The organism is Burkholderia stagnalis (assembly GCF_039848545.1).
GTDB lineage: Bacteria > Pseudomonadota > Gammaproteobacteria > Burkholderiales > Burkholderiaceae > Burkholderia > Burkholderia stagnalis.
Genome location: NZ_CP156685.1, coordinates 2480316 through 2504334, shown reverse-complemented (window position 1 = coordinate 2504334; position 24019 = coordinate 2480316). Strand labels below are relative to the sequence as shown.

The following is a 24019-nucleotide window of genomic DNA, read 5'->3' as shown; positions in this document are numbered from 1 at the left end:
TTCCCGAATCTTTTGGCCCGCTGGACGCGTTGCGCGCCGCACCGGCCGGAAGAGTCGCCAGCTCGTCATTACCCAGATTAAGCATCCAGGAAAATCACATGGCTATCGTAGAAGTCAAAGTCCCCCAGCTGTCGGAGTCGGTGTCGGAAGCCACCATGCTGCAGTGGAAGAAGAAGCCCGGCGAAGCGGTCGCGCAGGACGAAATCCTGATCGAACTCGAAACCGACAAGGTCGTGCTCGAAGTGCCGGCACCTGCTGCGGGCGTGCTCGCGCAAGTGCTGCAGAACGACGGTGACACGGTGGTCGCGGATCAGCTGATCGCGACGATCGACACCGAAGCGAAGGCAGGTGCAGTCGCAGCCGCGGCTGGCGAAGCCGAAGTCCAGCCGGCCGCCGCACCCGCTGCCGCCGCACCGGCCGCGCAACCGGCTGCCGCCGCTGCGTCGAGCACCGCTGCCGCATCGCCGGCCGCGTCGAAGCTGCTGGCCGAGAAGGGCCTCGCCGCAGGCGACGTCGCAGGCTCGGGCCGCGACGGCCGTATCACGAAGGGCGACGTGCTGTCCGCAGGCAGCGCACCGAAGGCTGCCCCGGCCGCCGCACCGGCGAAGGCCGCTGCGAAGCCGGCGCTGCCGGAAGTGAAGGTGCCGGCGTCGGCGACGACCTGGCTGAACGACCGTCCGGAGCAGCGCGTGCCGATGTCGCGCCTGCGCGCACGTATCGCCGAGCGTCTGCTCGAGTCGCAGCAGACCAACGCGATCCTGACGACGTTCAACGAAGTGAACATGGCGCCGGTCATGGAGCTGCGCAACAAGTACAAGGACAAGTTCGAGAAGGAACACGGCGTGAAGCTCGGCTTCATGTCGTTCTTCGTGAAGGCGGCAGTCCATGCGCTGAAGAAGTTCCCGCTCGTGAACGCGTCGATCGACGGCAACGACATCGTCTATCACGGCTACTTCGACATCGGTATCGCTGTCGGCTCGCCGCGCGGCCTCGTGGTGCCGATCCTGCGCAACGCCGACCAGCTGAGCCTCGCCGACATCGAGAAGAAGATCGCCGAGTTCGGCCAGAAGGCGAAGGACGGCAAGCTGTCGATCGACGAAATGACCGGCGGTACGTTCTCGATCTCGAACGGCGGCGTGTTCGGCTCGATGCTGTCGACCCCGATCATCAACCCGCCGCAATCGGCAATCCTCGGCGTGCACGCGACGAAGGAGCGCGCAGTCGTCGAGAACGGCCAGATCGTGATCCGTCCGATCAACTACCTGGCGCTGTCGTACGACCACCGGATCATCGACGGCCGCGAAGCGGTGCTGTCGCTCGTCGCAATGAAGGATGCGCTCGAGGATCCGGCCCGTCTGCTGCTCGACCTGTAAGCCACGCCACCTGCATTGACCCGCTCCCGCGGGCGCGCGGCCTCGCGCGCCCGTGCGGATGCACAAGAAGAAAGGATTGCCATGTCCAAGGAATTTGACGTCGTCGTGATCGGCGCCGGCCCGGGCGGCTACATCGCCGCGATCCGCGCCGCTCAACTGGGCAAGACCGTTGCCTGTATCGAAAAGTGGAAGAACCCGGCCGGCGCGCTGAAGCTCGGCGGCACCTGCCTGAACGTCGGCTGCATCCCGTCGAAGGCGCTGCTCGCGTCGTCGGAAGAGTTCGAGAACGCGTCGCATCACCTCGCCGACCACGGCATCAGCGTCGACGGCGTGAAGATCGACCTCGCGAAGATGCTCGGCCGCAAGGACGGGATCGTCGAGAAGATGACGTCCGGTATCGAGTTCCTGTTCAAGAAGAACAAGATCACCTGGCTGAAGGGCCACGGCAAGTTCACCGGCAAGACCGACGCCGGCGTGCAGATCGAAGTGAGCGGCGAGGGTGAAACCGAAGTCGTCACCGCGAAGAACGTGATCATCGCGACGGGCTCGAAGGCACGTCACCTGCCGGGCATCCCGGTCGACAACAAGATCGTGTCGGACAACGAAGGCGCGCTGACGTTCGACTCGGTGCCGAAGAAGCTCGCCGTGATCGGCGCGGGCGTGATCGGCCTCGAGCTCGGCTCGGTGTGGCGCCGCCTCGGCGCCGAAGTGACGGTGCTCGAAGCGCTGCCGGCGTTCCTCGGCGCAGCCGACGACGCGCTCGCGAAGGAAGCGGCCAAGCTGTTCAAGAAGCAGGGCCTCGACATTCATCTCGGCGTGAAGATCGGCGACGTGAAGACGACCGCGAACGGCGTGTCGATCGCCTACACCGACAAGGACGGCAACGCGCAGACGCTCGACGCCGACCGCCTGATCGTGTCGGTCGGCCGCGTGCCGAACACCGACAACCTCGGCCTCGAGGCGATCGGCCTGAAGGCGAACGAGCGCGGCTTCATCGACGTCGACGACCACTGCCGCACGGCGGTGCCGAACGTGTACGCGATCGGCGACGTGGTGCGCGGCCCGATGCTCGCGCACAAGGCGGAAGACGAAGGCGTGCTGGTCGCGGAAGTGATCGACGGCCAGAAGCCGCACATCGACTACAACTGCATTCCGTGGGTGATCTACACGTACCCGGAAATCGCGTGGGTCGGCAAGACGGAGCAGCAGCTGAAGGCGGAAGGCCGCGAGATCAAGTCGGGCAAGTTCCCGTTCTCGATCAACGGCCGCGCGCTCGGCATGAACGCGCCGGACGGCTTCGTGAAGATGATCGCGGATGCGAAGACCGACGAACTGCTCGGCGTGCACGTGATCGCGGCGAACGCGTCGGACCTGATCGCGGAAGCCGTGGTGGCGATGGAGTTCAAGGCGGCGTCGGAAGACATCGCCCGCATCTGCCATCCGCACCCGTCGATGTCCGAAGTGATGCGCGAAGCGGCGCTGGCTGTCGACAAGCGCTCGCTGAACAGCTAAGCGTGACATGGCGCCGGCCGGCGACTGGCCGGCGCCACCGTTACACGACGAAGGCGGGCGGGGTTTCCCGCTCGCCTTCGTTTTTTTGGTTTGCCCGATGAACGTCACCGAATACTACGCGCGGGAGCTGACCACGCGCGGTTACCAGTCCGACACCGCGCAGCGCGCGGCGATCGACCGCCTGCAGCGCTGCTACGACGAGTGGGTTGCGTACAAGGCGCGCCGCTCGAATGCGTTCAAGAAACTCATCATCCATCCGGACCTGCCGCGCGGCGTCTACATGTGGGGCGGCGTCGGGCGCGGCAAGAGCTTCCTGATGGACAGCTTCTTCGCGGTCGTGCCGGTGCAGCGCAAGACGCGCCTGCATTTCCACGAGTTCATGCGCGAGGTGCACCGCGAGCTCGAGGAACTGAAGGGGCAGGCCGATCCGCTCGACGAGCTCGCACGCCGCATCGCGAAGCGCTACCGGCTGATCTGCTTCGACGAATTCCACGTGTCGGACATTGCCGACGCGATGATCCTGTATCGCCTGCTCGACCGGTTGTTCACGAATGGCGTGCAGTTCGTGATGACGTCCAACTACGATCCGGACGACCTGTATCCGGACGGCCTGCATCGCGACCGGATGCTGCCGGCGATCGCGCTGCTCAAGGACAAGCTCGACGTGCTCAACGTCGACGCGGGCGTCGACTATCGCCAGCGCACGCTCGCGCAGGTGCAGATGTATCACACGCCGCTCGGCGCGGACGCCGACCGCGCATTGCGCCACGCATTCGCGAAGCTCGCCGCGGTGCCCGACGAGAGCCCGATCCTGCACATCGAGAAGCGCGAGCTGAAGGCGCTGCGCAAGGCCGATGGCGTCGTGTGGTTCGATTTCGCGACGCTGTGCGGCGGGCCGCGCTCGCAGAACGATTACCTCGAGCTCGCAAGCCGCTTCCACGCGATCGTGCTGTCGGAGGTGCCGCAGATGTCGCCGCGGATGGCGTCGGAGGCGCGTCGCTTCACGTGGCTGATCGACGTGCTGTACGACCACAAGGTCAAGCTGCTGATGTCCGCGGCGGTGCCGGCCGAATCGCTGTACGTCGAAGGCCCGATGGCCAACGAGTTTGCGCGCACGGTCTCGCGGATCGTCGAGATGCAGTCGAAGGAGTATCTGGAGACGCCGCGGCGCATCGTCGATACTTCGCTGACCTGAGCGCGTACAACGGGCGTGATGGGCGAATTTGTCGCATTCAATGGTCAATTCCGGTTAATTCGACTGCATCGCGTCTCATTTTCGGACTAGTCTTATATTCAACTCAGGGTTGACCCGATATCGTTGTGTCATGGTTACCAAGGCTGGAGATGCCCATGACACCGTATCGCGATCTCACCGACAACGAGTGGCAGCGCGTCGCGTCGCTTCTACCGGAAATGCAGCCGCGCACCGAGCTGCGCGGCCGGCCGCTCGCCAACACGCGCGCCGTGATGAACGGCGTACTCTGGGTCATTTACAGCGGCGCGACCTGGTCCGCAATGCCGCGCCGCTACCCGTCGTATCAGACATGCCATCGCCGTTTCAAGGTCTGGCACGAAACCGGCGCGCTGATGCAGGTGATGCGCACGTTGTATGGCGAAGCGGGCATGAATCTGTGCAACACGCTGTCCACGCGGATGCGCAAGCATGCGCAATCGAAAGCGGCGGAAGCGCGCAGCATCGCCGTGCCCGCGCATCTGGCAGCGCAGGGCGCATATGGTGCGGAGGTCCTCAAGCGCGCGGCATGATCGCCGGCGTTGCGTGAATATCGGCCCTGAAAAGACATCGGCCTGCGACACCGTCGCAGGCCGATTTGTTTTATGCGGCGCGCGGCGGCGCGCACATCGTTATGGCTGGCGAACCCACGTCTGCGAGCGGCCGAGCAGCGATACGCCGATGTAGCCGCGCACGACCAGCTTCTGGCCGCCGTCCTGCAGCGTCATCTTGCACTTGTAGACCTTGCCGTTTTCCGGGTCGAGGATGTTGCCGCCATCCCACGTGTCGCCGTCCTTCTTCATCGCCTTGATGATCGTCATGCCCTTGATCAGCTGATCCTTGCGTTCGTCCGTACATGCGGTGCAGCGACGATCGGGCGTATCGCTTTCGCCGAGGCCCTTCAGGACCTTGCCCGACAGCGAGCCGTCCGAATCCGCGGCGATCTGTACGAGCGCCTTCGGCTTGCCCGTGCTGTCGTCGATCGTCTGCCACATGCCGACCGGGCTGTCGGCTTGTGCGAATGCATGGGCAGTGCAGGCGAGCAGCGCGCCGGCGAGGGCCATCGTACGCAACGGGCGGGTCAGTTGAATCATCGTCTTCCTCCTTGTTTCGCATGTCGTTTCGAGCGGCTCGCACGACCGTCTGCATGGGGCGGTGGCATGTTGCGAGCTCTCGGCAGAATACGTGAAACCGGGCGCTGCGTTTGATAGAGGGGGCTCTAATCCAAACAGCCCGCGCGGCACGCTGCCGCGCGGGCAACCGGTCAGTTGAGCTGGTACGAGAACGCAGCGTTGATGCGCGGGCTGCGCGACGCGCTTTCGACCGGCGCATCGCCGACCGGTTTCGCCACCGACAGGTCGAGGTTGTAGTAGCGGCTGTCGCTCAGCCGCACGCCGATGCCCACCGACGACAGCCGGTTCGGCTGCGGCGTGCCGGCATGCAGGTAGACGCGCGCCATGTCGTACGCGACGTATGGCGTGATCGTCTTCAGGTAGGTCCAGCCCGGCGAGAAGGCGCGATTGACCTCGAGCGACATGCCCCATCCCGAATCGCCGGACGTTTCGCCCGGCTGGTAGCCGAGCGCGTAGCGCTGCGCGCCGAACGAGATCTGCTCGGACGTCGGCAGCGAATCCGGGCTGTACTGGCCCGTCAGCGATACCGACGTGCCGATCCGGAACGGCCACTCGTTGGTCTGCGTGTACGTTGCGCCGGTGCGCACGAAGGTCAGCGAGATCGGGCTCGGCAGCGACGTCGTCGTATTGCCGACGGTGATGTCCTGCGATTTCGACGCGCCGAGAATATCGAAGCCCTTCGCGACGTTGACGCTCAGTTTGCGGACCTGTTTCGGGCCCACGCTCGTGTAGTCGAGCTGCATCTGCAGCACGCGAACCTGCGACCGGTTTTCCAGGGTCGCGCCGGTGATCTGGTTCTGGTAGCGATCCTCGTTGTGCGACGCGTAGCCGGACACCGTGCCGAGCAGGCTGCGCTGATTGTTCAGCAGCAACGGATAGGATGCCGAAAGACCGAGCTTCTCGTTCTTCACGGTGCGCTCGACATACGACGGCAGGCCCGGGTTGTCGGTCGGCTTGCCGCGATACGTGCTGGCGTCGAGGCGCGTGACGAGGCCGCTGCTGCCGACCGGCACCGCGCCGCTGAACGCGACGTAGGTCACCTTGTCGCGCCCCGGCGGCACCAGCGCCGAGATGCTCAATTGCTCGCCGAACGACGTGAGGCCGTTCTCGGTCGCGGTGATCAGGCCTTGCACGCCGGGATGGTTGAAGTCGATGCCGGAACTGATGTTGAACGCCTTGCGCTCGACGTTCAGTTCGAGCGTCGTCGCGCCGTCGGTGGTTTGCGGCGGCGGCACGTTGGCCTTCACCGACACGCCGGGCAGCAGGCCGAACGTATTCACGTAGCGCTCGAACGTCGCGCGGCGCAGCGGACGATCGGCGGTGATATGTGCGGCGATCGCGCGGATCTTCGATTCCATCGCGCCGGGCTTGCCGGTGACCTTCACGTCCGACACATAGCCTTCGACGACGGTCACGCGCACGACGCCGTTGTCGAACGTCTGCGCGGGAATGAACGCGAACGACAACGCGTAGCCGCGCTCCTGGTACAGCTTCGTTACGCCGTTGGCGGTCTCGATCAGTTCGCCGATCGTGATGTCCTTGCCGACGAGCGGGGTGAAGCGGCGCGAGATCTCCTCGAACGGCACCGACTTGACGCCTTCGACCTGGAACGTGGTCGGCGTCAGGTGACGCGACAGCAGTTCCTGCAGTTGAGGGGCTTGCGGTGCCACCTGCACGGTCACGTTCGGACCTTTCTTCGGCGCGTTGATCTGGGGGAGGGCGTCGAGCGGGTTGCCGGCGACGCGCGTTTGCGCCTGCGTCGCGCCTGCCGCCGCCGCGACGGCGAGCAGCATCATCCATTTATCGAATCTGGATTTCATTGTTCTTCCTCGTAGGCCTTGCTTTCGTCTTCTCGTGCGCGCGCGGCGCCAGTGGCGCCGCGCGTCGTGTGCCGCATCGCCGGTTCTGATCGAAGCCGCGCGTTCGCCCCGGCTGGGAACGCGCGGCCTGCTGCGTTACTTGCCGACGCTGCCCAGCGTGCCCAGCAACCCCGTAACCGGCGCCAGAAGGCCGGTCGAGCTGCCGGACGTCGAACCCGCTGCACCACCGACCAGCGACGTGATCGGCGCGAGCGGGCTCGACGTGCCCCCCGTACTCGCCGCGCCGCCTACCGTGCCGGTGACAGTATTCAGCAAACCGGTAACGGGTGCGACAGGGTTTGTACTGCCTGCGCCGCCCGTTGCGCCGCCGAGTGCGCCGGTGAGCGTCGACACGAGGCCGGTGACCGGTGCGAGCGGATTGCCACCGCTCGCACCACCCAGCGCGCCCGTGACCGGCGCGAGCGGATTGGCCGCGCCGCCCGACGTTGCGCTGCCGCCGAGTGCGCCGAGCGGTGTCGAGCCGAGCCCCGACAGCAGGCCGCCGAGCGGGTTGGTCGAGCCGGAGCCCGACGACCCGCTTTGCACCGTGGCCGACGAGCCGCCGACGAGGCTTGTGATCAGGCCGGGGATCGGCGCGGCGCCGTTCGGGCCATTCGGATTGACGAGGCCGCCGGCGTTGGTCACGGTGTTGCCGACCGCGGTGACGAGCTGGCCGACGTCGCCGACGAGCGGCTGCTGCGACGAGCCCGCGACCTTCTGGCCGGCCGAGCTGACGGCGCCGCCGATCTGGCCGAGCAGGCCGGACACCGGCTGGCCGAGGCCCGTCGTCGTGCCGACTTGCTGCGTGACCTGGCCGGCCGTGATGACGAGCGGCGTGATGGCCGAGCTGAGCGGTTGCGTGATCTGCTGCACCGGGCCCGACGACAGCGTCGAGCCGATCGTGTTGCCGGCTGCGCCGAGACCGTTGGCGACCGTGTCGAGCACGGTGCCGACCGGCGTCGTGACCGGCGCGAGCGGCGACAGCGGACCGCTGCCGAGCGCCTTGACCGTCGAGCTCAGGCCCGACACGGTGTTGCTGGTTGCGCCCACAACGTTGCCGAGGCCGGCGACCGTCGTGCCGACCGGGTCTTTCGTGGAGCCGATCTGCCCGAGCCCGTTGCTCACCGCATCCGCGGCTGCGCCGAGGATCGTGCCCGTGCTCGAGACCGTGCTGCCGAGGCCCTGCGTCACGCCGTTGCCGACGCCCGGCAGGCTCACGCCGCCGATCGTATTGCCGAGATCGGTGCCGGTCTGGCCGAGCGTGCTGACCACGCCCTTGGTACCCGTCGACGTGCCGCTGCTCGTGCCGCTCGTCGTCGGCGTCCCGCTGGTGGAGCCGCCGTTGTTGCTGCTGGACGGCGGCGCGCCCACGCTGTTGCCGCCGCAGGCGGCGAGCAGGCAGGCCGCCGCGAACACGGTGAGGGGAACGCGCCACTCGCGCAGTGCGACCGACGTCAGGGAACGGTGCTGGGACATGTTGGACTCCTCGCTGTCTTTTTGATGGATGGAAGAACCGGATTTATTTGCCGTGGACGCCGCCGAGCAGGCCGCCGATCAGCGACGTGACCGGAGCGAGCGGGTTGGACGATGCGCCCGAGTTCGTGACGGCGCCCGTGCCGCCGGACAGCGCCGGTGCGGCCGAGGTCGCGCTGCCGGCGGTGTTGGCGACCGTGTTCAGCGCACCCGTGACCGGAGCGAGCGGATTGCCGCCGCCTGCGCCGCCCGTCGCACCGCCGAGCGCGCCGGTGACCGTCGACACGAGGCCCGTGACCGGAGCGAGCGGACCGCCGCCGCCTGCGCCGCCCGTCGCGCCGCCGAGCGCGCCGGTGACCGTCGACACGAGGCCCGTGACCGGGGCGAGCGGGCTGCCGCCGCCTGCGCCGCCCGTCGCACCGCCGAGCGCGCCGGTGACCGTCGACACGAGGCCCGTGACCGGGGCGAGCGGGCTGCCGCCGCCTGCACCGCCCGTCGCGCCGCCGAGCGCGCCGGTGACCGTCGACACGAGGCCCGTGACCGGAGCGAGCGGGCCGCTGCCGCCTGCGCCGCCCGTCGCGCCACCGAGTGCGCCCGTGACGGTGGAGACGAGGCCGGTGACCGGGGCAAGCGGGCCGCTGGCGCCGCCCGTCGCACCGCCGAGCGCGCCCGTGACGGTCGACACGATGCCGGTAAGCGGCGCGAGCGGATTGGTTGTGCCGCTGCCGCCGGTCAGCAGTCCGCCGATCGCCGTCGTGGTATTGCCCGCCGCCGACGTCGTGTTGCCGAGGCCGGTCGTGACCGGGTTGCCGCCCTTCGATGCGATCAGTGCCCCGGCCTGGTTCAGGCCATTGCCGAGCGTGCCGAGCAGCATGTTGACCGGCGCGCCGAGGCCGGTGGCCGAACCGACCGTCTGGGTCGTATTGCCGACCATCGTCGTGATCGGCGTAATGGCGGAACTGACGGTCTGCGTGATCTGCTGGACCGGGCCCGTCGACAGCGCATTGGTGAGCGTGTTGCCGCCGTTCGCGACGGCGTTGCCGACCGTCGACACGAGGCCGCCGGCGGCGCCGGTGACGGGCGCGAGCGGCGACAGCGGGCCGCTGCCGAGGCTCGTGACGAGGTTGCCGGTCTGCGTGACGGCGCCGCCGAGCTGATTGACCACGCCGCCGGTGCTGGCGAGCGTGACGCCCACCGGGTTACTCGTCGCGCCAAGCTGGCCGAGACCATTGCCGAGGCCGTTGCCGAGCGCGGTGACCGCGCCGCCGACGCTCTGTACGACGCCGCCGGCCGCCTGCGTCGTCTGCGGGTTGACGCCCGGCAGCGTCTGGCTGCCGATGACCGAGCCGAGACCCGATACCGTCGAGCCGATGCCGGTCACGACGTTGCTGCCGCTGGCGAGCACCTTGCCCACCGCGTTCGCCGACACGCCCGACGTACCGCTCGTGCCGCTGGTCGTCCCGCTCGTGTTGCCGCTCGTCGAACCGCTGGTGCTGCCGCTGGTGCTACCACTCGTTGAACCGCTCGTGCTGCCGGACGTACCGCTCGTCGAGCCCGACGTGCCGCCGCCGGACGTGGAAATCGAATCGCCGCCGCTCGTGCCCGAGTTCGAGCCGCCGATGCCCTTGCTGATCGAACCGGAGCCGCCGCACGCGGAAAGGGAAAGCATGGCTGCCACGGTGGCCGCGATCAGAGTCGTCCGGAGCGTGCCATGAGGGATTACCTGAATGTCCATTTCGTCCTCGCATTAAGCATGTGTTGTGTTGAGTGGTGCGCGGACTACTCTGCAACTGTCGTGCCATTTCAATGGCGGACGGTTCGACGATTGGTTTTAAACGAGGCAATTCCTTATAGGAAAAGGGCTTACGCGAATTGAAAGACTGTTGAGATTGGTTGAGCGCCGGTAGATGAGAACGATTTCGCGTAGTGCGTAACGTAACGTCACATCATTGGCGTTACGCGTGCGGCGTAACGTGCGGGGGCGGAGGGGGTGATTCGCTGTTTTACAGGTGGATTAGATGTGCACATCTAACCTATCGTAAATCCTATGTGTAAGACGTACCGAAACGCCGTACAAATACGGTGTGCTACGTGTCGTTTTTTTCGATCCGGGCGGTAAAAAGAGGTTGGAAATTAAAAGGGATCGGAGATAAGATTCGAGGCGGGTGTAAGTTTTGTACGGTTCGGTACAGACGTTCGAGGAGGAGGCTATATCGCGAATGTTAACTTGCATCAAATCGTGATACGCGTCATGCGTAAACCACTATAAAGAATGAGCATCCGATCGTCGTCTCGGCAGGTGGGCGAACGATGCGGAGCGAGGCCGAATATGCGGGGATGCACACGTATAAGCGGCCTGAGAAAGAAACATACAGGCACGAGGAAATAAAATGAAGGCACTGATGATTCGCTTCCTTCGGGAAGAAGACGGGGTAACCGCGATCGAGTACGGTCTGATCGCGGGTCTGATTGCGGTCGCCATCGTGACGAATGTCACCAGTATCGGCACCCAGCTGAAGACGCTATTCGGGAGCATCGTCACCCAGTTGACAGCGGCTAACTGACCGCAGTTCTACGCGGCATTCCGCCGTTGCGGCGGGCGGGTCGTCAATGCGACCCGCCCGCTCCTGCGCGCGCGGCCGGTTTCAACATGGCGCTCCTCATTAGCACCGGAATTTTTTTCGCGTGGGCGATGCTTGTCGCGCTCGGCGATATCCGCTTTCGACGCGTGCCGAATGCGCTCGTCCTGGCGGGTTTGATCGCGGGCGTTGCGAGCGCATTCGCGCATGCGAATCCATTCGGTATTTTCCCGCGGCAGGCATTGTTCGGCATGCTGATCGGGATGGCCAGCCTGTTTCCCTTTTTTGCATTGCGCGTAATGGGCGCCGCGGACGTCAAGGTATTCGCGGTGCTCGGCGCGTGGTGCGGCATGCACGCGCTGTTCTGGTTCTGGGTGGTCGCGAGCGTTGCGGCCGGCGCGCACGCGCTGGCGCTGATGGCGCTGTCGAACACGTCGTTCGGCGCGCTGTGGCGGCGCGGCGCCCCCGCGATGGCGCTCGGCGGGCGGCGCGCGACGCCGTATGCCGCGTGTCTCGTGGCGCCGGCGGCGGTGTGGCTCGCGCATCTCGTCGTATCGGGGGGCGTGCAATGAGAACCCATCGGCAGCCGCGAACCCGGCGGCGCCAGCGGGGCGCGACGGCGGTCGAGTTCGCGCTCGTGTTCCCGCTGTTCTTCCTGATCTTCTACGCGATCGTGTCGTTCGGGCTGATCTTCGCCGTCCAGCAGAACCTGACGCTGGCCGCGACCGAAGGCGCGCGGGCGGCGCTGAACTACATCCCCGAGTCGAGCGGATTGGGCACGCAGGCGCTGCAGGACCGGGCCAAGGCCGCCCAGTCGACCGCGCAGAACCTGACCCGCTGGCTGCCGAACGTCCAGGTGCCGCTGCCGCCGTCGGCGTCATGCAGCTACGACGCTTCGATGTACTGCGTAACGGTCACGGTGACCTACCCGTATTCGCAATACCCGCTGGTTCCGTCGCTGCCGCTGCTGAGCCTCGTGATGCCGAATGCGCTGACGAGCACGGCGACCGTGCAGATCAACCCGGCCACCATCCTGTGACGCAGCGAGCACGGTATGCCCCCGACGCCTGAAACCCGACCCGCAAGACGACACCACCTCATCACTCACGGCACCCGACACTGAACATGGCCAACAACTTGACGAAGATCATCGCGGGGCTGCTGATCGCGATCGCCGTGCTGCTGGGCATCTATGCATGGATGCTCGGGCGCGGCCCGGCGCATCCGCCCGCACCGGTCGCCATGCCGGCCGCCGCGGCGAAGACGGTGCCGATCGTCGTGGCCGCGCGCCTGCTGCCGGCCGGGCAGCCGATCAGCGTCGACGCGCTGAAGGTCGCGCAGGTGCCGATCCTGCCGGCCGGCGCGTTCAGCGATCCGGCGCCGCTCGTCGGCCGGGTGCCGGCCAACGACATCCTCGAGGCGTCGCCGGTGCTCGCGACGGGGCTCACGTCGGGTCTTGCGGACCAGGTGGCGCCAGGCGAGCGGGCGGTCGCGGTCAAGGTGGACGAGACGAACGCGGTCGGCAACCGGCTGCGGCCCGGCAACTTCGTCGACGTGTTCCTGAACCTGAAGCGCGATGGCGGTGGCGGGATCGGCCAGGCCGGTTCGGAGATTCCGCGTACGCAGGCGCGCCTGCTGCTGTCGAAGGTGCGCGTGCTGGCCTTCGGCGATGCGACGCCCGAACGGGACGGCGCGCCGGGCGCGTCGAGCATGGCGCGGACCGCGGTGCTCGCGGTGCCGACCGCGCAGATCGACGCGCTGACGCTGGCCGAAGCGAGCGGCCGCCTGACGCTCGCGCTGCGCAATCCGCACGATGACGAAGCCGCCGCGCAGACGGTCGCGACCCGCACGATGGGCGATCTCGGGCCGTCGGCCGTGGCGGCCGCGGGGGTCGGGCTCGACGAACTGTCGGCGTCGCGTGCGCGCGCCGCGCCGCGCGAACCGGCCGCGCCGCGTGCGCCGGTGACGGCGCGTGCGGGCGGCAGCATCGAAGTGATACGCGGCGGGCGCGCCGAGACGGTCGCCTATTGAACGAATGAACACCACCACCACGCACGGTCTTCGCAAGCAGCGACGCAAGGGAGACGACCGATCGACGGTCACCGACACGATGAAGAACACACTGATTGCATTCGCGATGTCCCTCTGGGCCCTGACCACCACGACGCTCGCCGTCGCGGCCGGCGCGGGCGCGTCGATCGATCTCGCGGTCGGTGCGCAGCGGCAGATCGCCGCCGGGCGCGCGCTGCAGCGGGTCGCGGTCGGCGATCCGGCGGTGGCCGACGTGCTGGTCATGAAGGGCAGCCGGGCCGGCTCCGTGCTGCTGGTCGCGAAGGCGCCCGGCTCGACCAGCGTGATGCTGTGGGAGCGCGGCCGCGACGAGCCGATGGTGTGGAACGTCAACGTCGTCGATGCGGCGGCGCAGGCCGTGCTCGACGGTTCGACGCCGGGCGTGAAGGCCTATGGCGGCACGTCGGTGCTGTCGGGGGCGGCGTCGTCGCTCGACGCGCATGAACGCGCGGCCGCCGTCGGCAAGCGCATGAGCGGCAAGGATGGCGCGGTGATCGACACGTCGACGGTCGGCGGCAGGAACACGGTGCAGGTCGACGTGCGGGTCGTCGAGTTCAGCCGCTCGGTGCTGAAGGAAGCGGGGCTGAACTTCTTCAAGCAGAGCAACGGCTTCGCGTTCGGCTCGTTCACGTCGGGCGGGCTGCAGTCGGTCAGCGGCGGCGGAACGGGCGCGTTCCAGGCGACGGCCGGCATTCCGCTCGCGTCGGCCTTCAACCTCGTCGTGAATTCGGCCGGCCGCGGCATCTTCGCGAACCTGTCGATCCTCGAGGCGAACAATCTCGCGCGCGTGCTCGCGCAGCCGACGCTCGTCGCGTTGTCCGGGCAGAGCGCGAGCTTTCTCGCGGGCGGCGAGATTCCGGTGCCGGTGCCGCAGGCGCTCGGCTCGACGGCGATCCAGTGGAAGCAGTACGGCGTCGGCCTGACGCTCACGCCGACGGTGCTGAGCCCGCGCCGCATCGCGCTGAAGGTCGCGCCGGAATCGAGCCAGCTCGACTTCCTGCACGGCGTCACCATCAACAGCGTGTCGGTGCCCGCGATCACGACGCGCCGCGCCGACACGACGGTCGAGCTCGGCGACGGCGAGAGCTTCGTGATCGGCGGCCTGATCGATCGCGAGACGATGTCGAACATCAACAAGGTGCCGTTCCTCGGCGATCTGCCGATCATCGGCGCGTTCTTCAAGTCGCTGAACTATCAGCAGAACGACAAGGAACTGCTGATCATCGTGACGCCGCACCTCGTCGCGCCGATCGCGAAGGGCGCGTCGCTGCCGGCGACGCCGGGCGAGTTGTCCGAGCAGCGCGACGGCCCGGTGTGGCGGTCGTATCTCCGCGGCATCGCATCGCCCGACGCGGCGCCGGGGTTTTCGAAATGAACGCGGGGCGTGTCGTCGCGCGGTTTGTAACCGGAGGAGTTCAACGTGAACGCGAGAACCCTTTCCTTGGCTGAGCCCGCCGTGACCGACTACTTCGTGTGCGCGTCGCAGCAGGACAGGCACGTCGACTGGCTGGGCGAGACGCTGGTGTCGGCCGGCGCGGTGGAAGCCGCGTCGCTCGAACCGGGCGCGCTCGCGCAGCGCATCGCGGGGCTCAATCCCGCGATCGTCTTCATCGATTTTTCCGGCGCGTCCGTGGCGGCGAGTGCGGCGGCCGCCGCGGTGCGCGTCGCGCATCCGGGGCTGCCGGTGGTCGCGCTCGGCACGCTGGCCGAGCCGGAAAGCGCGCTCGCCGCGCTGCGGGCCGGCGTGCACGATTTCATCGACGTGTCCGGCGCGCCGGACGATGCGCTGCGCATCACGCGCGCGCTGCTCGAACACGCGAGCGGCGAGCCGGCGAACCGTCACGGCAAGCTGGTCGCGCTGCTCGGCGCGCGCGCCGGGATGGGCGTGAGCACGCTCGCGGCGAACCTGTCGGTGTGGCTGCACCGGCGCGGCGCGTCGGGTGCGTCCGGCACGGCGGCGGACGGCGCTGCCGCGCCTGGCGGCGCCACGGGCGCGACGGCCGCGCCGCGTAACCGGCAGACCGCGCTCGTCGACCTCGGGCTGCCCGCGGGCGACAGCGCGCTGTTCCTCAATACGCGCTGCGAGTTCCACTTCGTCGAGGCCGTGCGCAACCTGCGCCGCATCGACCGCACGTTCGTCAACACCGCGCTGACCCGCCATGCGAGCGGCGTCGCGCTGACGACGCTGCCGCCGAACCTCGCCGATCTGCGCGACGTGTCGTACGCGTCGTGCGTCGGGCTGCTGAACCGGCTGCGCGCGTTCTTCGACCAGCAGATCGTCGATCTCGGCGGGTTCTCGAACCACGAGTTCGTCGCGCAGATCGCGGCGGCGGCCGACGAGGCGTGGCTGGTCTGCGACCAGGGCGTCGCGTCGATCGTGTCGGCGGTCGACCTGCTCGATGCGCTGCGCGATGCGGGCATCGACACCGGCAAGCTGCGGCTCGTCGTCAACCAGTACGACCCGGCGCTCGGCCTGACGCCGGGCCAGATCGCCGATCGTCTCGGCATCGCGCTGCTGGCGACGCTGCCCGCGCGCCGCGTGCCGATCGGCCATGCGGCGAACCAGGGGCGGCTGATCGTCGAGACGGCGGAGCGCGACCCGTACGTGCGGGCGCTCGAGCCGCTCGCCGAGCGGCTCGCGGGCGCCGCCGCCGCACCGCGCGCCGCGTCGGGCCTTTCCGCGCTCAAGCGCTTCATTCACCCTTCGTCCAAGCGATCGTAAGCGATGGCACACGACATTCAATTCGCCGACGGCGCCGCGCCGTTCTCCCAGACGCAGCATTTCCACGACATCAAGAATGCCGCGCACGAGCACCTGCTGACGCGCATCGAGGAACTGGGCGCGGAATTCGGCCGCTGGTCGCGGCAGGCGATCAACCAGTTCGTCGACCTGGAGATCGACAGCTTCGTGCGCCTGCGCCGCATTCCGCTCAACGAGAACGAGGTGCGCACGATCGCGGAGGCGCTGACCAAGGAGCTCGCCGGCTTCGGGCCGATCGAGGACCTGCTCGCCGACCCGCACGTCGAGGACATCCTGATCAACGGCTACAACGACATCTACGTGTCGCGCCACGGCATCCTCGCGAAGCTGCCGGTGCGCTTCACGGACAACGCGCATCTGCTGCGGATCGTGCGGCGGATTCTCGCGCCGATCGGCCGCCGTCTCGACGAGTCGAACCCGATGGTCGACGCGCGGCTGCCGGACGGCGGGCGCGTGAACGTCGTGATCGAGCCGCTGTCGATCGACGGGCCGGTCGTGTCGATCCGCAAGTTCCGCAAGGACCCGCTGCGGCCGGCCGACCTGCTCGGCAACGGCACCTACAACGAGGAGGTCGGCGCGCTGCTCGAGGCGGCGGTGGAGGCGCGCTGCAACATCCTCGTGTCGGGCGGCACCAGCTCCGGCAAGACCTCGCTGCTGAACGCGCTCGCGTTCCACATTCCCGAGCCCGAGCGCGTCGTGACGATCGAGGACACGGCCGAGCTGTCGCTGAACCACCCGCACGTCGTGCGCCTCGAAAGCCGCCCGGGCGGCTTCGACGGCACCGGCGTCGTGACGATCCGCGACCTGCTGCGCAACACGCTGCGGATGCGGCCGGACCGCATCATCGTCGGCGAAGTGCGCGGCGGCGAGGTGCTCGAGATGCTGCAGGCGATGAACACCGGCCACGACGGCTCGATGGGCACCGTGCACGCGAGCTCGCCGCGCGAATGCCTGTACCGGCTCGAGATGCTGGCCGGCTTCGCGGGCTTCCAGGGCACCGAATCGAGCCTGCGCCGCCAGATCGCCAATGCGATCGACTTCATCGTGCAGATCGGCCGGCTGTCGAACGGGCGGCGGCGGATCCTGTCGATCACCGAGGTCACGGGGCTGTCGGACAACATCATCGCGACGCAGGAGCTGTATCGCTACGAGGCGCGCGTGACGCCCGACGGCGAGGAAATCGATCACTGGGAATCGCTCGGCATCCATCCGCATTCGCCGAAGCTCGCGCGCTTCCGCCAGACGCTGTCGGGCGGCGGGTTCGGCGCGGGCGGGTTCGGCGGCGACGGCTTCGGCCGCGGCGGCGGAGGCTTCAATGTATAGCCTCGCGGCCGGCGCGCTCGCGCTCGTCTGCATCGCCGCGGCGCTGCTGCTGTGGCGGCACGGCGAGCTCAAGCGCGACCGCGCGGACGCGCAGCGCTTCATCGACAGCCGGATCGAGCCGGCCGCGCGCGCGGCTTCGGCGGCGCACGGCGCGGCTGCACCGGCCGCCCGCGCGGCACAGGCTGCTGCGGCCAAGGCCGGCACGCCGCCGGCATCCGCTGCGCCCACGTCGCGCCGCGCGGTCTGGCGGGCCCGCGCGACCGAATACCTCGAACACCTCGCGAGCCGAGCGGGGATCGACGACGCGCGCGGCAAGGCGCTGCTCGCGCTGGCGGCGCTGGCGGCCGTCGCGCTCGTCGCGGGCCAGTCGGGCGGCGTGCTCGGCGGCGTGGCGGCGCTGGTGGGCGGCGTCGCGCTGCTGACGTTCTGGCTCGTGTCGCGCATTCACCGCCGCCGCCTGCAGATCGTCCGGCAGCTGCCGTCGTTCCTCGACGGGATCGTGCGTCTCGTGACGCTCGGCAACAGCGTGCCGGCCGCGTTCCAGGCCGCGCTGCAGACGACCGAGGCGCCGCTGCGCGGCTGCCTCGACCACGTGTCGCGGATGCTGCGCACGGGCGTCGAGATCGATCGCGCGATGATGCACATCGCGAAGGTCTATCACACGAAGGAGTTCGAACTGGTCGGCTCGGTGCTGCGGCTGTCGGTGCGCTATGGCGGCCGTGCCGACGTGATGCTCGAACGCATGGCGGTGTTCATGCGCGACCTCGAGCAGGCGGAGCGCGAGCTGATGGCGATGTCGTCGGAGACGCGGCTGTCGGCGTGGGTGCTCGTGATGCTGCCGATCGCGGTCGGCGGCTTCGTGATCTCGACCAATCCGTCCTATCTCAGCTCGATGTGGAACGACGAGAGCGGGCGGACGTACCTCTATCTGGCGTTCGTCATGCAGATCGTCGGCGGCGCGTGGCTGTACCGGATGGCCCGGCTCAGGTGACGCGATGACGCCCAACCAACTCGGATCGATTGCGCTCGCGCTCGGCGCCCTCGGCGTGCTGCTGCTGGCGTGGCTGGCGCTGCGGCGCGCGGGCACCGAAACGCGCAGCCGCCGCGCGCTCGCCGACGCGCTCGAGCGCCGTGCGGCCACGCTCGCGGCAGCGGGCGCGCGCGCGGTGCCGGACGGCGCCGCGCCGCGGCCTGCGAAGGGCGATACGCCGGCCGCCGCCGGGCGGCGCGCGCGCGTGGCGCACCTGCTCGAACGGCTGTCGGCGGCCGGCACCCGCTGGCTCGATACGGGGGTCGGCCGGCACGTCGTCGCCGAAGAGGACCGCCGGATGCTCGAGCAGTGCGGCTACGTGGATGCGCGCTCGCGCGGGTTGTTCCTGAGCGCGCGGATCGTCGGTGCGCTGGTGGTGCCGGTGCTGTTCGTCGCCTTCGTCGGCCCGCACCTGCAGGGCGGCCGCTGGGTGCTCGGCTTCGTGCTCGCGTTCGTCACGGGCTTCATGCTGCCGAAAGCCTACGTCCGGCGCCGCGCGGGCAAGCGCTGCCAGGCCGTCGTCGACGAGCTGCCGCTGCTGGTCGACATGCTGCGCCTGCTGCAGGGCGTCGGCCTGTCGCTCGACCAGAGCATCCAGGTGGTGACCAACGACTTCCGCGGGATGATGCCGGTGCTGTCGTCGGAGATGGGCATCGCGCAGCGGCAGTTCGCGGCGGGGCGCACGCGCGAGCAATCGCTGCAGCGGCTGGCGTCGGGTTACGACAACGAGGACCTGCGCGCGATCGTGCGCCTGATGATCCAGGTCGACAAGCATGGCGGCGCGGTGCAGGAGCCGCTCAAGCAGTTCGGCGACCGGCTGCGCGAAGCGCGCCGCGCGATGCTGCGCGAGCGCATCGGCCGCCTGACGGTGAAGATGACGGGCGTCATGATCCTCACGCTGCTGCCGGCGCTGCTGATCGTGACGGCCGGCCCGGGGATGATTTCGGTGTTGCGCGCGCTGTCGATGGCGCACCAATGACACGGCGCACGGAAGGAACCAAGATGAAGCGGATCGGTGGAATCGCGAAACGGGCGGGCGTGGCGGCGATGATCGTGCTGCTCGGCGCGTGCTCGACCTTCAAGGAAAGCGGCTACGGCGTCGGCGCGCAGGCCGAGCGCGCCGCGCTGATGGATGCGGCGGGCCAGAAGCAGGCCGCGCCCGATACGCCCGGCATGTATCTCGGCCTGATCGAGCGGATGCAGTCGCAAGGCCTGTATTACGCGTCGCTCGCGCACATCGACGCGTACGAGAAGCAGTACGGCGGTTCGCCGGAGTCGATCCTGCTGCGCGCGGACGCATTGCGCATGACCGACCAGCCGGCTGCGAGCGCGGCCGTCTACACGCAGTTGCTGAACACGCCGCTTGCCGCGCGCGGCTATCGCGGGCTGGGGCTGATCGCCGGTGCCGCGGGCGACTTCGAGCGCGCCGCGCAGGCGCTGTCGCAGGCGTCGGTGCTCGCGCCGACCGACGCGTCGATGTTGTCCGACCTCGCGTACGCGAAGCTGCGCTGCGGCGACGTGCCGGGCGCGCGCGTGCCGTTGATGAAGGCCATCGAGCTCAACCAGAACAACCCGAAGATCGTCAGCAACCTGGCGCTGTACCTGCTCGTGTCGGGCCGCGCGCACGACGCGCAGAAGCTGATGAGCCAGCAGAAGCTGTCGACGGAGATCCGCAACGACATCCGCAGCGACGCGACGCGGATCGCCGCGGCCGCGCGTACGTGGCGGCGGCCGGCGCCCGCGTCGGCTGCGGCGGCGGCGGCCGGCTCGGGCAGCGTCGTCGACGTGTCAGGCAGCAACGCCGCGCAGCGCGCGTCGCCGGTGGCGAGCATCCAGGGATTCGATCAAACCGCGCCGATGCTGCAGCGGTTCGCACAATGACAGGACGTTCCGGGGGAAACGACATGACCGATCACCACAAGAACCTCGCCCGGCGTGCGGTCGTGCGCCGCGTCGCCGCGCTGGTCGCGCTGCTCGGCGCGACGGCGGCCGCGCATGGCCAGCGGCTGACCGGAACCGCGGCCGACATCGGCCGCTCGACCGAAACGTGGCTCGCGCTGCAACGCGACAACCGGGCCGCCGGCGCGGACCTGCCGATGCTCGGCGACGCTGCTTCGCTCGCGTACCAGCGCTATCTCGACTCGTTCAAGAACAAGATTCCGGACACGCTGGGCTCGCCGCTGGGTTCCAGCGGCGGCGGCGGCGCGGCGGCCGGCGGGCAGGGCGCGATGCAGTCGAATTGACATGACGATGAGCGCGGTTCGTTTCCTCGGATGCCGCCCGGCCGGGCGCGACCGCCCGCGGATGGGCGGCCAGCGCGGCGCCGTGTCGGTGCTCGCGACCGTGTGGATCCTCGTCGCGCTGGTGACGCTCGGCACGATCGACATCGGCAACCTGTTCTATCAGCGGCGCGACATGCAGCGGATCGCGGATATGGCGGCGCTGGCCGCCGTGCAGTCGCTCGATCCGTCGGACACGTCCTGCGCGGCGGCAGGCGCGGCCGCGCTGAACAATGCGCGGGCGAACGATTCGAACGCGGTCGGCACGGGCGCGCCGTCGCGCGGGCAGGACCAGGTCGCGGCGACCTGCGGCCGCTGGGATCCGCAGGTCTATGCGAGCCTGCCGGCCTATTACGCGGCGGCCGCGAGCGGGATGACGCAGCTCAACGCGACGCAGGTGACGGTCACGCGCACGATGCGCTATTCGTTCCTCGGCGTGCTCTCGGCGCTCGGCGCGGGGCCCGGCACCGTGTCGGCCACGTCGACCGCGCGCGCGAGCGCGATCGACACGTTTTCGGTCAGCGCGACGCTCGCGAGCGTCAATCCGGTCTGGCTCAACGGCATCCTGTCCGCGCTGCTCGGCACGAGCGTCAACCTGACGCTCGCCGACTACCAGTCGCTCGCGAGCGCGAACATCAAGCTCGCGGGAATCTCGACGGCGTTGGGCGCGGGGTCGGTCAACGGGCTCGTGAACCTGGCGGTGTCGATGCCGACGCTGGTCGGGAATCTCAGTGCGTATGTCGGCGCGGTGACGCCGGGCGGCACCAACAGCACCGGCTACGTGGCGCAGCTCACGGCCGCGTCGTCGGCGCTCGGCAAGCTCGCGGGCGCGAATGTCGGCAATACGACCGTCGTGATCGCGAATGCGTCCAACGCGCTGCTCAATATCAGCCTCGGCAATCCGCAGTCGGGCGCCGATGCGACGGTCAACCTGCTCGACCTGCTGACGACGGCCGCGCAGGTCGCCGCGTACAACAAGGGGCAGGCGGTGTCGCTGAACACCGGCGTCACGCTGCCGCTCGGGGCGACCGGCTTCAACGTCGTGAAGCTGCAGTTGCAGGTGCTGAGCCCGCCGTCGATCGCGATCGGCGAGGCGGGGCAGTTGCCGGACGGGACATGGCGCACGCAGGCGTCGTCCGCGCAGATCGGGTTGTATCTGAATGTGCAGACGCCGACGATTACGCTCGGCACGGGCGCACTGCTGGGGCCGCTGGGCTTGAGCGGCTTGCTGGATATTTCCGCGTCGCTGAGCGGCATCAATCTGCCGATCTACCTGCTGGTGGGCGGGCCGGCTGTCGCCAGCCTCGCCGCGACGAAGTGCGGTTCGGCCTCGACGCCGAGCACGACGACGATCCTTGCCACGCCGGGGATCGCGAAGCTGTGCATCAGCGCACCGCCGTCCGGGACGCTGAACCTGTCCAACGTGAGCAGTTGTCCGGCTACGGGCACGCTGCAATTGCTGAATCTCACGGCTTCGGCCACGCTGCTGGGCATCGGCACGACGCAGTCCGTGCCGGTGTCCGCGTCGATCTCGAACCCGGTGCTGCAGATCGTCGGCAGTACGTACGCGAGTGCGCCTTACGGGGGCTACCCGACGACCTCGCCTTACCATTTCTGCAACGCGGCGAGCGGCCTGTCGAGCCCGGTGTCGTGCGGCAGCGGCTGGGTGGCGCCGTCCACCGCGGCGAACCAGAACAGCTACTGGACGACGTACGTGAACAACCTCGGCGCGTCGCTCGGCACGGCACTCGGCAACATCAACCTGAACTCCGTCACGATACTCGGCATCACCGTGCCGCTCGGCCCGCTGCTCAGCACGATCGGCAACCTCGTGCTGCAACCCGTGCTGTCGTCGCTCGATGCCTTGCTCGTACCGATCCTGAGCCTGCTCGGCGTCCAGGTGGGCCAGGCGACCGTGCATCAGATGTCGCTGACCTGCAATGCCGCGCAACTCGTCAACTGAAGAATCATCCGAAGAATGAGAACCACGCCCGCAATCGAAGAGCTCGACCTGTACGTCTGGGAAGGCAAGGCGGACATCGTCGACCGGGTCGCCCGCTGCATGGCGAGCTTCGACGTCGAAGTGATCCGCGCCGACAACGCGGAACTGTCGCCCGAGCGCGCCGCGATGCGCCCGTCGCTGGCGATCATCAGCGTGACGATGATCGAAAGCGGCACCGCGTTCCTGCGCGACTGGCAAGCCAACATCGGCATGCCGGTCGTGTGGGTCGGCGCGGCGCGCGACCACGACGCGTCGCAGTATCCGCCCGAGTATTCGCACATCCTGCCGCTCGATTTCACCTGCGCCGAACTGCGCGGGATGGTCGGCAAGCTCGTCACGCAGCTGCGCGCGCACGCGGCGGAGACGCTGCAGCCGTCCGAACTCGTCGCGCATTCGGAATCGATGCAGGCGCTGCTGCGCGAAGTCGATACGTTCGCGGACTGCAATACCAACGTGCTGCTGCACGGCGAAACCGGCGTCGGCAAGGAGCGCATCGCGCAACTGCTGCACGACAAGCACTCGCGCTACCGGCTCGGCGAATTCGTGCCCGTTAACTGCGGCGCGATTCCGGACGGCCTGTTCGAATCGCTGTTCTTCGGGCATGCGAAAGGCTCGTTCACCGGCGCGGTTGTTGCGCATAAAGGCTACTTCGAGCAGGCGGCGGGCGGCACGCTGTTCCTCGACGAGGTGGGCGACCTGCCGCTGTACCAGCAGGTGAAGCTGCTGCGCGTGCTCGAGGACGGCGCGGTGCTGCGCGTCGGCGCGACCTCGCCGATCAAGGTCGATTTCCGCCTGGTCGCGGCGAGCAACAAGAAGCTGCCGCAGCTCGTGAAGGAAGGGCTGTTCCGCGCGGACCTGTACTACCGGCTCGCGGTGATCGAGCTGAGCATCCCGTCGCTCGAGGAGCGGGGCGCGGTCGACAAGATCGCGCTGTTCAAGTCGTTCGTCGCGCAGGTGGTCGGCGACGAGCGGCTCGCGCAGCTTCCGGACCTGCCGTACTGGCTCGCGGAAGCCGTCGCCGACAGCTATTTCCCCGGCAACGTGCGGGAACTGCGCAACCTCGCCGAGCGCGTCGGCGTGACGGTGCGGCAGACGGGCGGCTGGGACGCCGCGCGGCTGCAGCGGCTGGTCGCGCATGCGCGCAGCGCCGCGCAGCCGGTGCCGGCGGAGAGCGTGGCCGAGGTGTTCGTCGACCGCAGCAAGTGGGACATGAGCGAGCGCAGCCGCGTGATCGCCGCACTCGACGCGAACGGCTGGCGGCGCCAGGATACCGCGCAGCAACTCGGCATCAGCCGCAAGGTGCTGTGGGAAAAAATGCGCAAGTATCAGATCTTCGACGAGGAGCCCGAGACCCGCGAAAGCGAGTAATTAATGCGATAATGCGCCGCAGAATT

The 24019-nt window shown here is 68.4% G+C and carries 21 protein-coding genes; 17 read left to right on the top strand and 4 right to left on the bottom strand.

Going from position 1 to position 24019, the window contains the following annotated elements; translation table 11 throughout:
- The first annotated feature begins 98 nt into the window (after window positions 1-98).
- The 4 genes from odhB (at window position 99) to ABFO07_RS11590 (ending at window position 4649) form a co-directional block, all read left to right on the top strand.
- On the top strand, window positions 99-1373 hold the full coding sequence (gene odhB / locus ABFO07_RS11605; protein ID WP_059560175.1) for a 2-oxoglutarate dehydrogenase complex dihydrolipoyllysine-residue succinyltransferase: 1275 nt from the start codon (window positions 99-101) through the stop codon (window positions 1371-1373).
- 81 nt (window positions 1374-1454) lie between these two features.
- Window positions 1455-2885, top strand: a complete 1431-nt coding sequence (gene lpdA, locus ABFO07_RS11600) for a dihydrolipoyl dehydrogenase (RefSeq protein ID WP_059560178.1) — start codon at window positions 1455-1457, stop codon at window positions 2883-2885.
- Between the two features lie 97 nt (window positions 2886-2982).
- Entirely contained in the window at window positions 2983-4080 is a 1098-nt protein-coding gene (zapE, locus tag ABFO07_RS11595) for a cell division protein ZapE (RefSeq protein WP_059560181.1), read from the top strand.
- Window positions 4081-4235: 155 nt separating this feature from the next.
- Window positions 4236-4649 (top strand): transposase, encoded by a 414-nt coding sequence (locus ABFO07_RS11590; RefSeq protein ID WP_059886156.1) that lies wholly within the window; start codon window positions 4236-4238, stop codon window positions 4647-4649.
- 99 nt (window positions 4650-4748) lie between these two features.
- On the opposite strand, the gene ABFO07_RS11585 is transcribed toward ABFO07_RS11590, so the two are convergent.
- From ABFO07_RS11585 to ABFO07_RS11570, 4 genes are all read right to left on the bottom strand, one after another.
- Window positions 4749-5210: a DUF2147 domain-containing protein gene (locus ABFO07_RS11585; protein ID WP_059807165.1), complete on the bottom strand. Its 462-nt coding sequence runs from the start codon at window positions 5208-5210 to the stop codon at window positions 4749-4751.
- A gap of 170 nt (window positions 5211-5380) precedes the next feature.
- Window positions 5381-7069 carry a ShlB/FhaC/HecB family hemolysin secretion/activation protein gene (locus ABFO07_RS11580; protein ID WP_060159525.1) on the bottom strand — a complete coding sequence of 563 codons (1689 nt, stop codon included), beginning with the start codon at window positions 7067-7069 and terminating at the stop codon, window positions 5381-5383.
- Between the two features lie 135 nt (window positions 7070-7204).
- Entirely contained in the window at window positions 7205-8584 is a 1380-nt protein-coding gene (locus ABFO07_RS11575; RefSeq protein ID WP_059807157.1) for a collagen-like triple helix repeat-containing protein, read from the bottom strand.
- A gap of 43 nt (window positions 8585-8627) precedes the next feature.
- Window positions 8628-10316: a collagen-like triple helix repeat-containing protein gene (locus ABFO07_RS11570; protein ID WP_124489907.1), complete on the bottom strand. Its 1689-nt coding sequence runs from the start codon at window positions 10314-10316 to the stop codon at window positions 8628-8630.
- 634 nt (window positions 10317-10950) lie between these two features.
- Here ABFO07_RS11570 and ABFO07_RS11565 point away from each other — a divergent pair.
- The 13 genes from ABFO07_RS11565 to ABFO07_RS11505 all read left to right on the top strand — a co-directional run bounded on the left by ABFO07_RS11565 (window position 10951) and on the right by ABFO07_RS11505 (window position 23993).
- Complete coding sequence (locus tag ABFO07_RS11565; RefSeq protein ID WP_175038410.1) at window positions 10951-11145, top strand: Flp family type IVb pilin; 195 nt, start codon at window positions 10951-10953, stop codon at window positions 11143-11145.
- A gap of 86 nt (window positions 11146-11231) precedes the next feature.
- A complete protein-coding gene (locus ABFO07_RS11560) occupies window positions 11232-11732 on the top strand; it encodes an A24 family peptidase (RefSeq protein WP_059807152.1) in 501 nt (166 codons plus the stop codon).
- On the top strand, window positions 11729-12199 hold the full coding sequence (locus tag ABFO07_RS11555; RefSeq protein ID WP_059560205.1) for a TadE family protein: 471 nt from the start codon (window positions 11729-11731) through the stop codon (window positions 12197-12199). The genes ABFO07_RS11560 and ABFO07_RS11555 overlap by 4 nt, the downstream gene beginning before the upstream one ends.
- A gap of 86 nt (window positions 12200-12285) precedes the next feature.
- Window positions 12286-13191: a Flp pilus assembly protein CpaB gene (gene cpaB / locus ABFO07_RS11550; protein ID WP_059906161.1), complete on the top strand. Its 906-nt coding sequence runs from the start codon at window positions 12286-12288 to the stop codon at window positions 13189-13191.
- 79 nt (window positions 13192-13270) lie between these two features.
- The gene (locus ABFO07_RS11545) at window positions 13271-14605 is read left to right on the top strand and encodes a type II and III secretion system protein family protein (RefSeq protein WP_124489908.1); all 1335 of its coding nucleotides are present in this window, start codon (window positions 13271-13273) and stop codon (window positions 14603-14605) included.
- A 45-nt stretch (window positions 14606-14650) separates the two neighbouring features.
- A complete protein-coding gene (locus tag ABFO07_RS11540) occupies window positions 14651-15952 on the top strand; it encodes a fimbrial protein (protein WP_059560212.1) in 1302 nt (433 codons plus the stop codon).
- Between the two features lie 3 nt (window positions 15953-15955).
- Window positions 15956-17314, top strand: coding sequence for a CpaF family protein (locus ABFO07_RS11535; protein ID WP_059560215.1), 1359 nt, complete (start codon window positions 15956-15958; stop codon window positions 17312-17314).
- Window positions 17307-18305: a type II secretion system F family protein gene (locus tag ABFO07_RS11530; RefSeq protein WP_060016738.1), complete on the top strand. Its 999-nt coding sequence runs from the start codon at window positions 17307-17309 to the stop codon at window positions 18303-18305. The genes ABFO07_RS11535 and ABFO07_RS11530 overlap by 8 nt, the downstream gene beginning before the upstream one ends.
- 4 nt (window positions 18306-18309) lie before the next feature.
- Entirely contained in the window at window positions 18310-19323 is a 1014-nt protein-coding gene (locus ABFO07_RS11525) for a type II secretion system F family protein (protein ID WP_059886144.1), read from the top strand.
- A gap of 23 nt (window positions 19324-19346) precedes the next feature.
- Window positions 19347-20225 (top strand): hypothetical protein, encoded by an 879-nt coding sequence (locus ABFO07_RS11520; protein ID WP_059906323.1) that lies wholly within the window; start codon window positions 19347-19349, stop codon window positions 20223-20225.
- Window positions 20226-20248: 23 nt separating this feature from the next.
- Window positions 20249-20587: a DUF3613 domain-containing protein gene (locus tag ABFO07_RS11515; protein WP_059807137.1), complete on the top strand. Its 339-nt coding sequence runs from the start codon at window positions 20249-20251 to the stop codon at window positions 20585-20587.
- Between the two features lie 7 nt (window positions 20588-20594).
- Window positions 20595-22586 (top strand): TadG family pilus assembly protein, encoded by a 1992-nt coding sequence (locus ABFO07_RS11510; protein ID WP_347467254.1) that lies wholly within the window; start codon window positions 20595-20597, stop codon window positions 22584-22586.
- 15 nt (window positions 22587-22601) lie between these two features.
- Window positions 22602-23993 (top strand): sigma-54 dependent transcriptional regulator, encoded by a 1392-nt coding sequence (locus ABFO07_RS11505; RefSeq protein ID WP_347467252.1) that lies wholly within the window; start codon window positions 22602-22604, stop codon window positions 23991-23993.
- Window positions 23994-24019 lie beyond the last annotated feature (26 nt).

Excerpts from the sequence above, each read along its gene's own strand:
- ABFO07_RS11585 (WP_059807165.1), bottom strand. The coding sequence starts at position 5,210 with ATGATTCAACTGACCCGCCCGTTGCGTACGATGGCCCTCGCCGGCGCG.
- ABFO07_RS11505 (WP_347467252.1), top strand. The coding sequence starts at position 22,602 with ATGAGAACCACGCCCGCAATCGAAGAGCTCGACCTGTACGTCTGGGAA.
- ABFO07_RS11575 (WP_059807157.1), bottom strand. The coding sequence starts at position 8,584 with ATGTCCCAGCACCGTTCCCTGACGTCGGTCGCACTGCGCGAGTGGCGC.
- ABFO07_RS11555 (WP_059560205.1), top strand. The coding sequence starts at position 11,729 with ATGAGAACCCATCGGCAGCCGCGAACCCGGCGGCGCCAGCGGGGCGCG.
- zapE (WP_059560181.1), top strand. The coding sequence starts at position 2,983 with ATGAACGTCACCGAATACTACGCGCGGGAGCTGACCACGCGCGGTTAC.
- ABFO07_RS11535 (WP_059560215.1), top strand. The coding sequence starts at position 15,956 with ATGGCACACGACATTCAATTCGCCGACGGCGCCGCGCCGTTCTCCCAG.
- ABFO07_RS11580 (WP_060159525.1), bottom strand. The coding sequence starts at position 7,069 with ATGAAATCCAGATTCGATAAATGGATGATGCTGCTCGCCGTCGCGGCG.
- cpaB (WP_059906161.1), top strand. The coding sequence starts at position 12,286 with ATGGCCAACAACTTGACGAAGATCATCGCGGGGCTGCTGATCGCGATC.
- ABFO07_RS11570 (WP_124489907.1), bottom strand. The coding sequence starts at position 10,316 with ATGGACATTCAGGTAATCCCTCATGGCACGCTCCGGACGACTCTGATC.
- ABFO07_RS11530 (WP_060016738.1), top strand. The coding sequence starts at position 17,307 with ATGTATAGCCTCGCGGCCGGCGCGCTCGCGCTCGTCTGCATCGCCGCG.
- ABFO07_RS11525 (WP_059886144.1), top strand. The coding sequence starts at position 18,310 with ATGACGCCCAACCAACTCGGATCGATTGCGCTCGCGCTCGGCGCCCTC.
- ABFO07_RS11520 (WP_059906323.1), top strand. The coding sequence starts at position 19,347 with ATGAAGCGGATCGGTGGAATCGCGAAACGGGCGGGCGTGGCGGCGATG.
- lpdA (WP_059560178.1), top strand. The coding sequence starts at position 1,455 with ATGTCCAAGGAATTTGACGTCGTCGTGATCGGCGCCGGCCCGGGCGGC.
- ABFO07_RS11590 (WP_059886156.1), top strand. The coding sequence starts at position 4,236 with ATGACACCGTATCGCGATCTCACCGACAACGAGTGGCAGCGCGTCGCG.
- ABFO07_RS11515 (WP_059807137.1), top strand. The coding sequence starts at position 20,249 with ATGACCGATCACCACAAGAACCTCGCCCGGCGTGCGGTCGTGCGCCGC.
- odhB (WP_059560175.1), top strand. The coding sequence starts at position 99 with ATGGCTATCGTAGAAGTCAAAGTCCCCCAGCTGTCGGAGTCGGTGTCG.
- ABFO07_RS11560 (WP_059807152.1), top strand. The coding sequence starts at position 11,232 with ATGGCGCTCCTCATTAGCACCGGAATTTTTTTCGCGTGGGCGATGCTT.
- ABFO07_RS11545 (WP_124489908.1), top strand. The coding sequence starts at position 13,271 with ATGAAGAACACACTGATTGCATTCGCGATGTCCCTCTGGGCCCTGACC.
- ABFO07_RS11510 (WP_347467254.1), top strand. The coding sequence starts at position 20,595 with ATGAGCGCGGTTCGTTTCCTCGGATGCCGCCCGGCCGGGCGCGACCGC.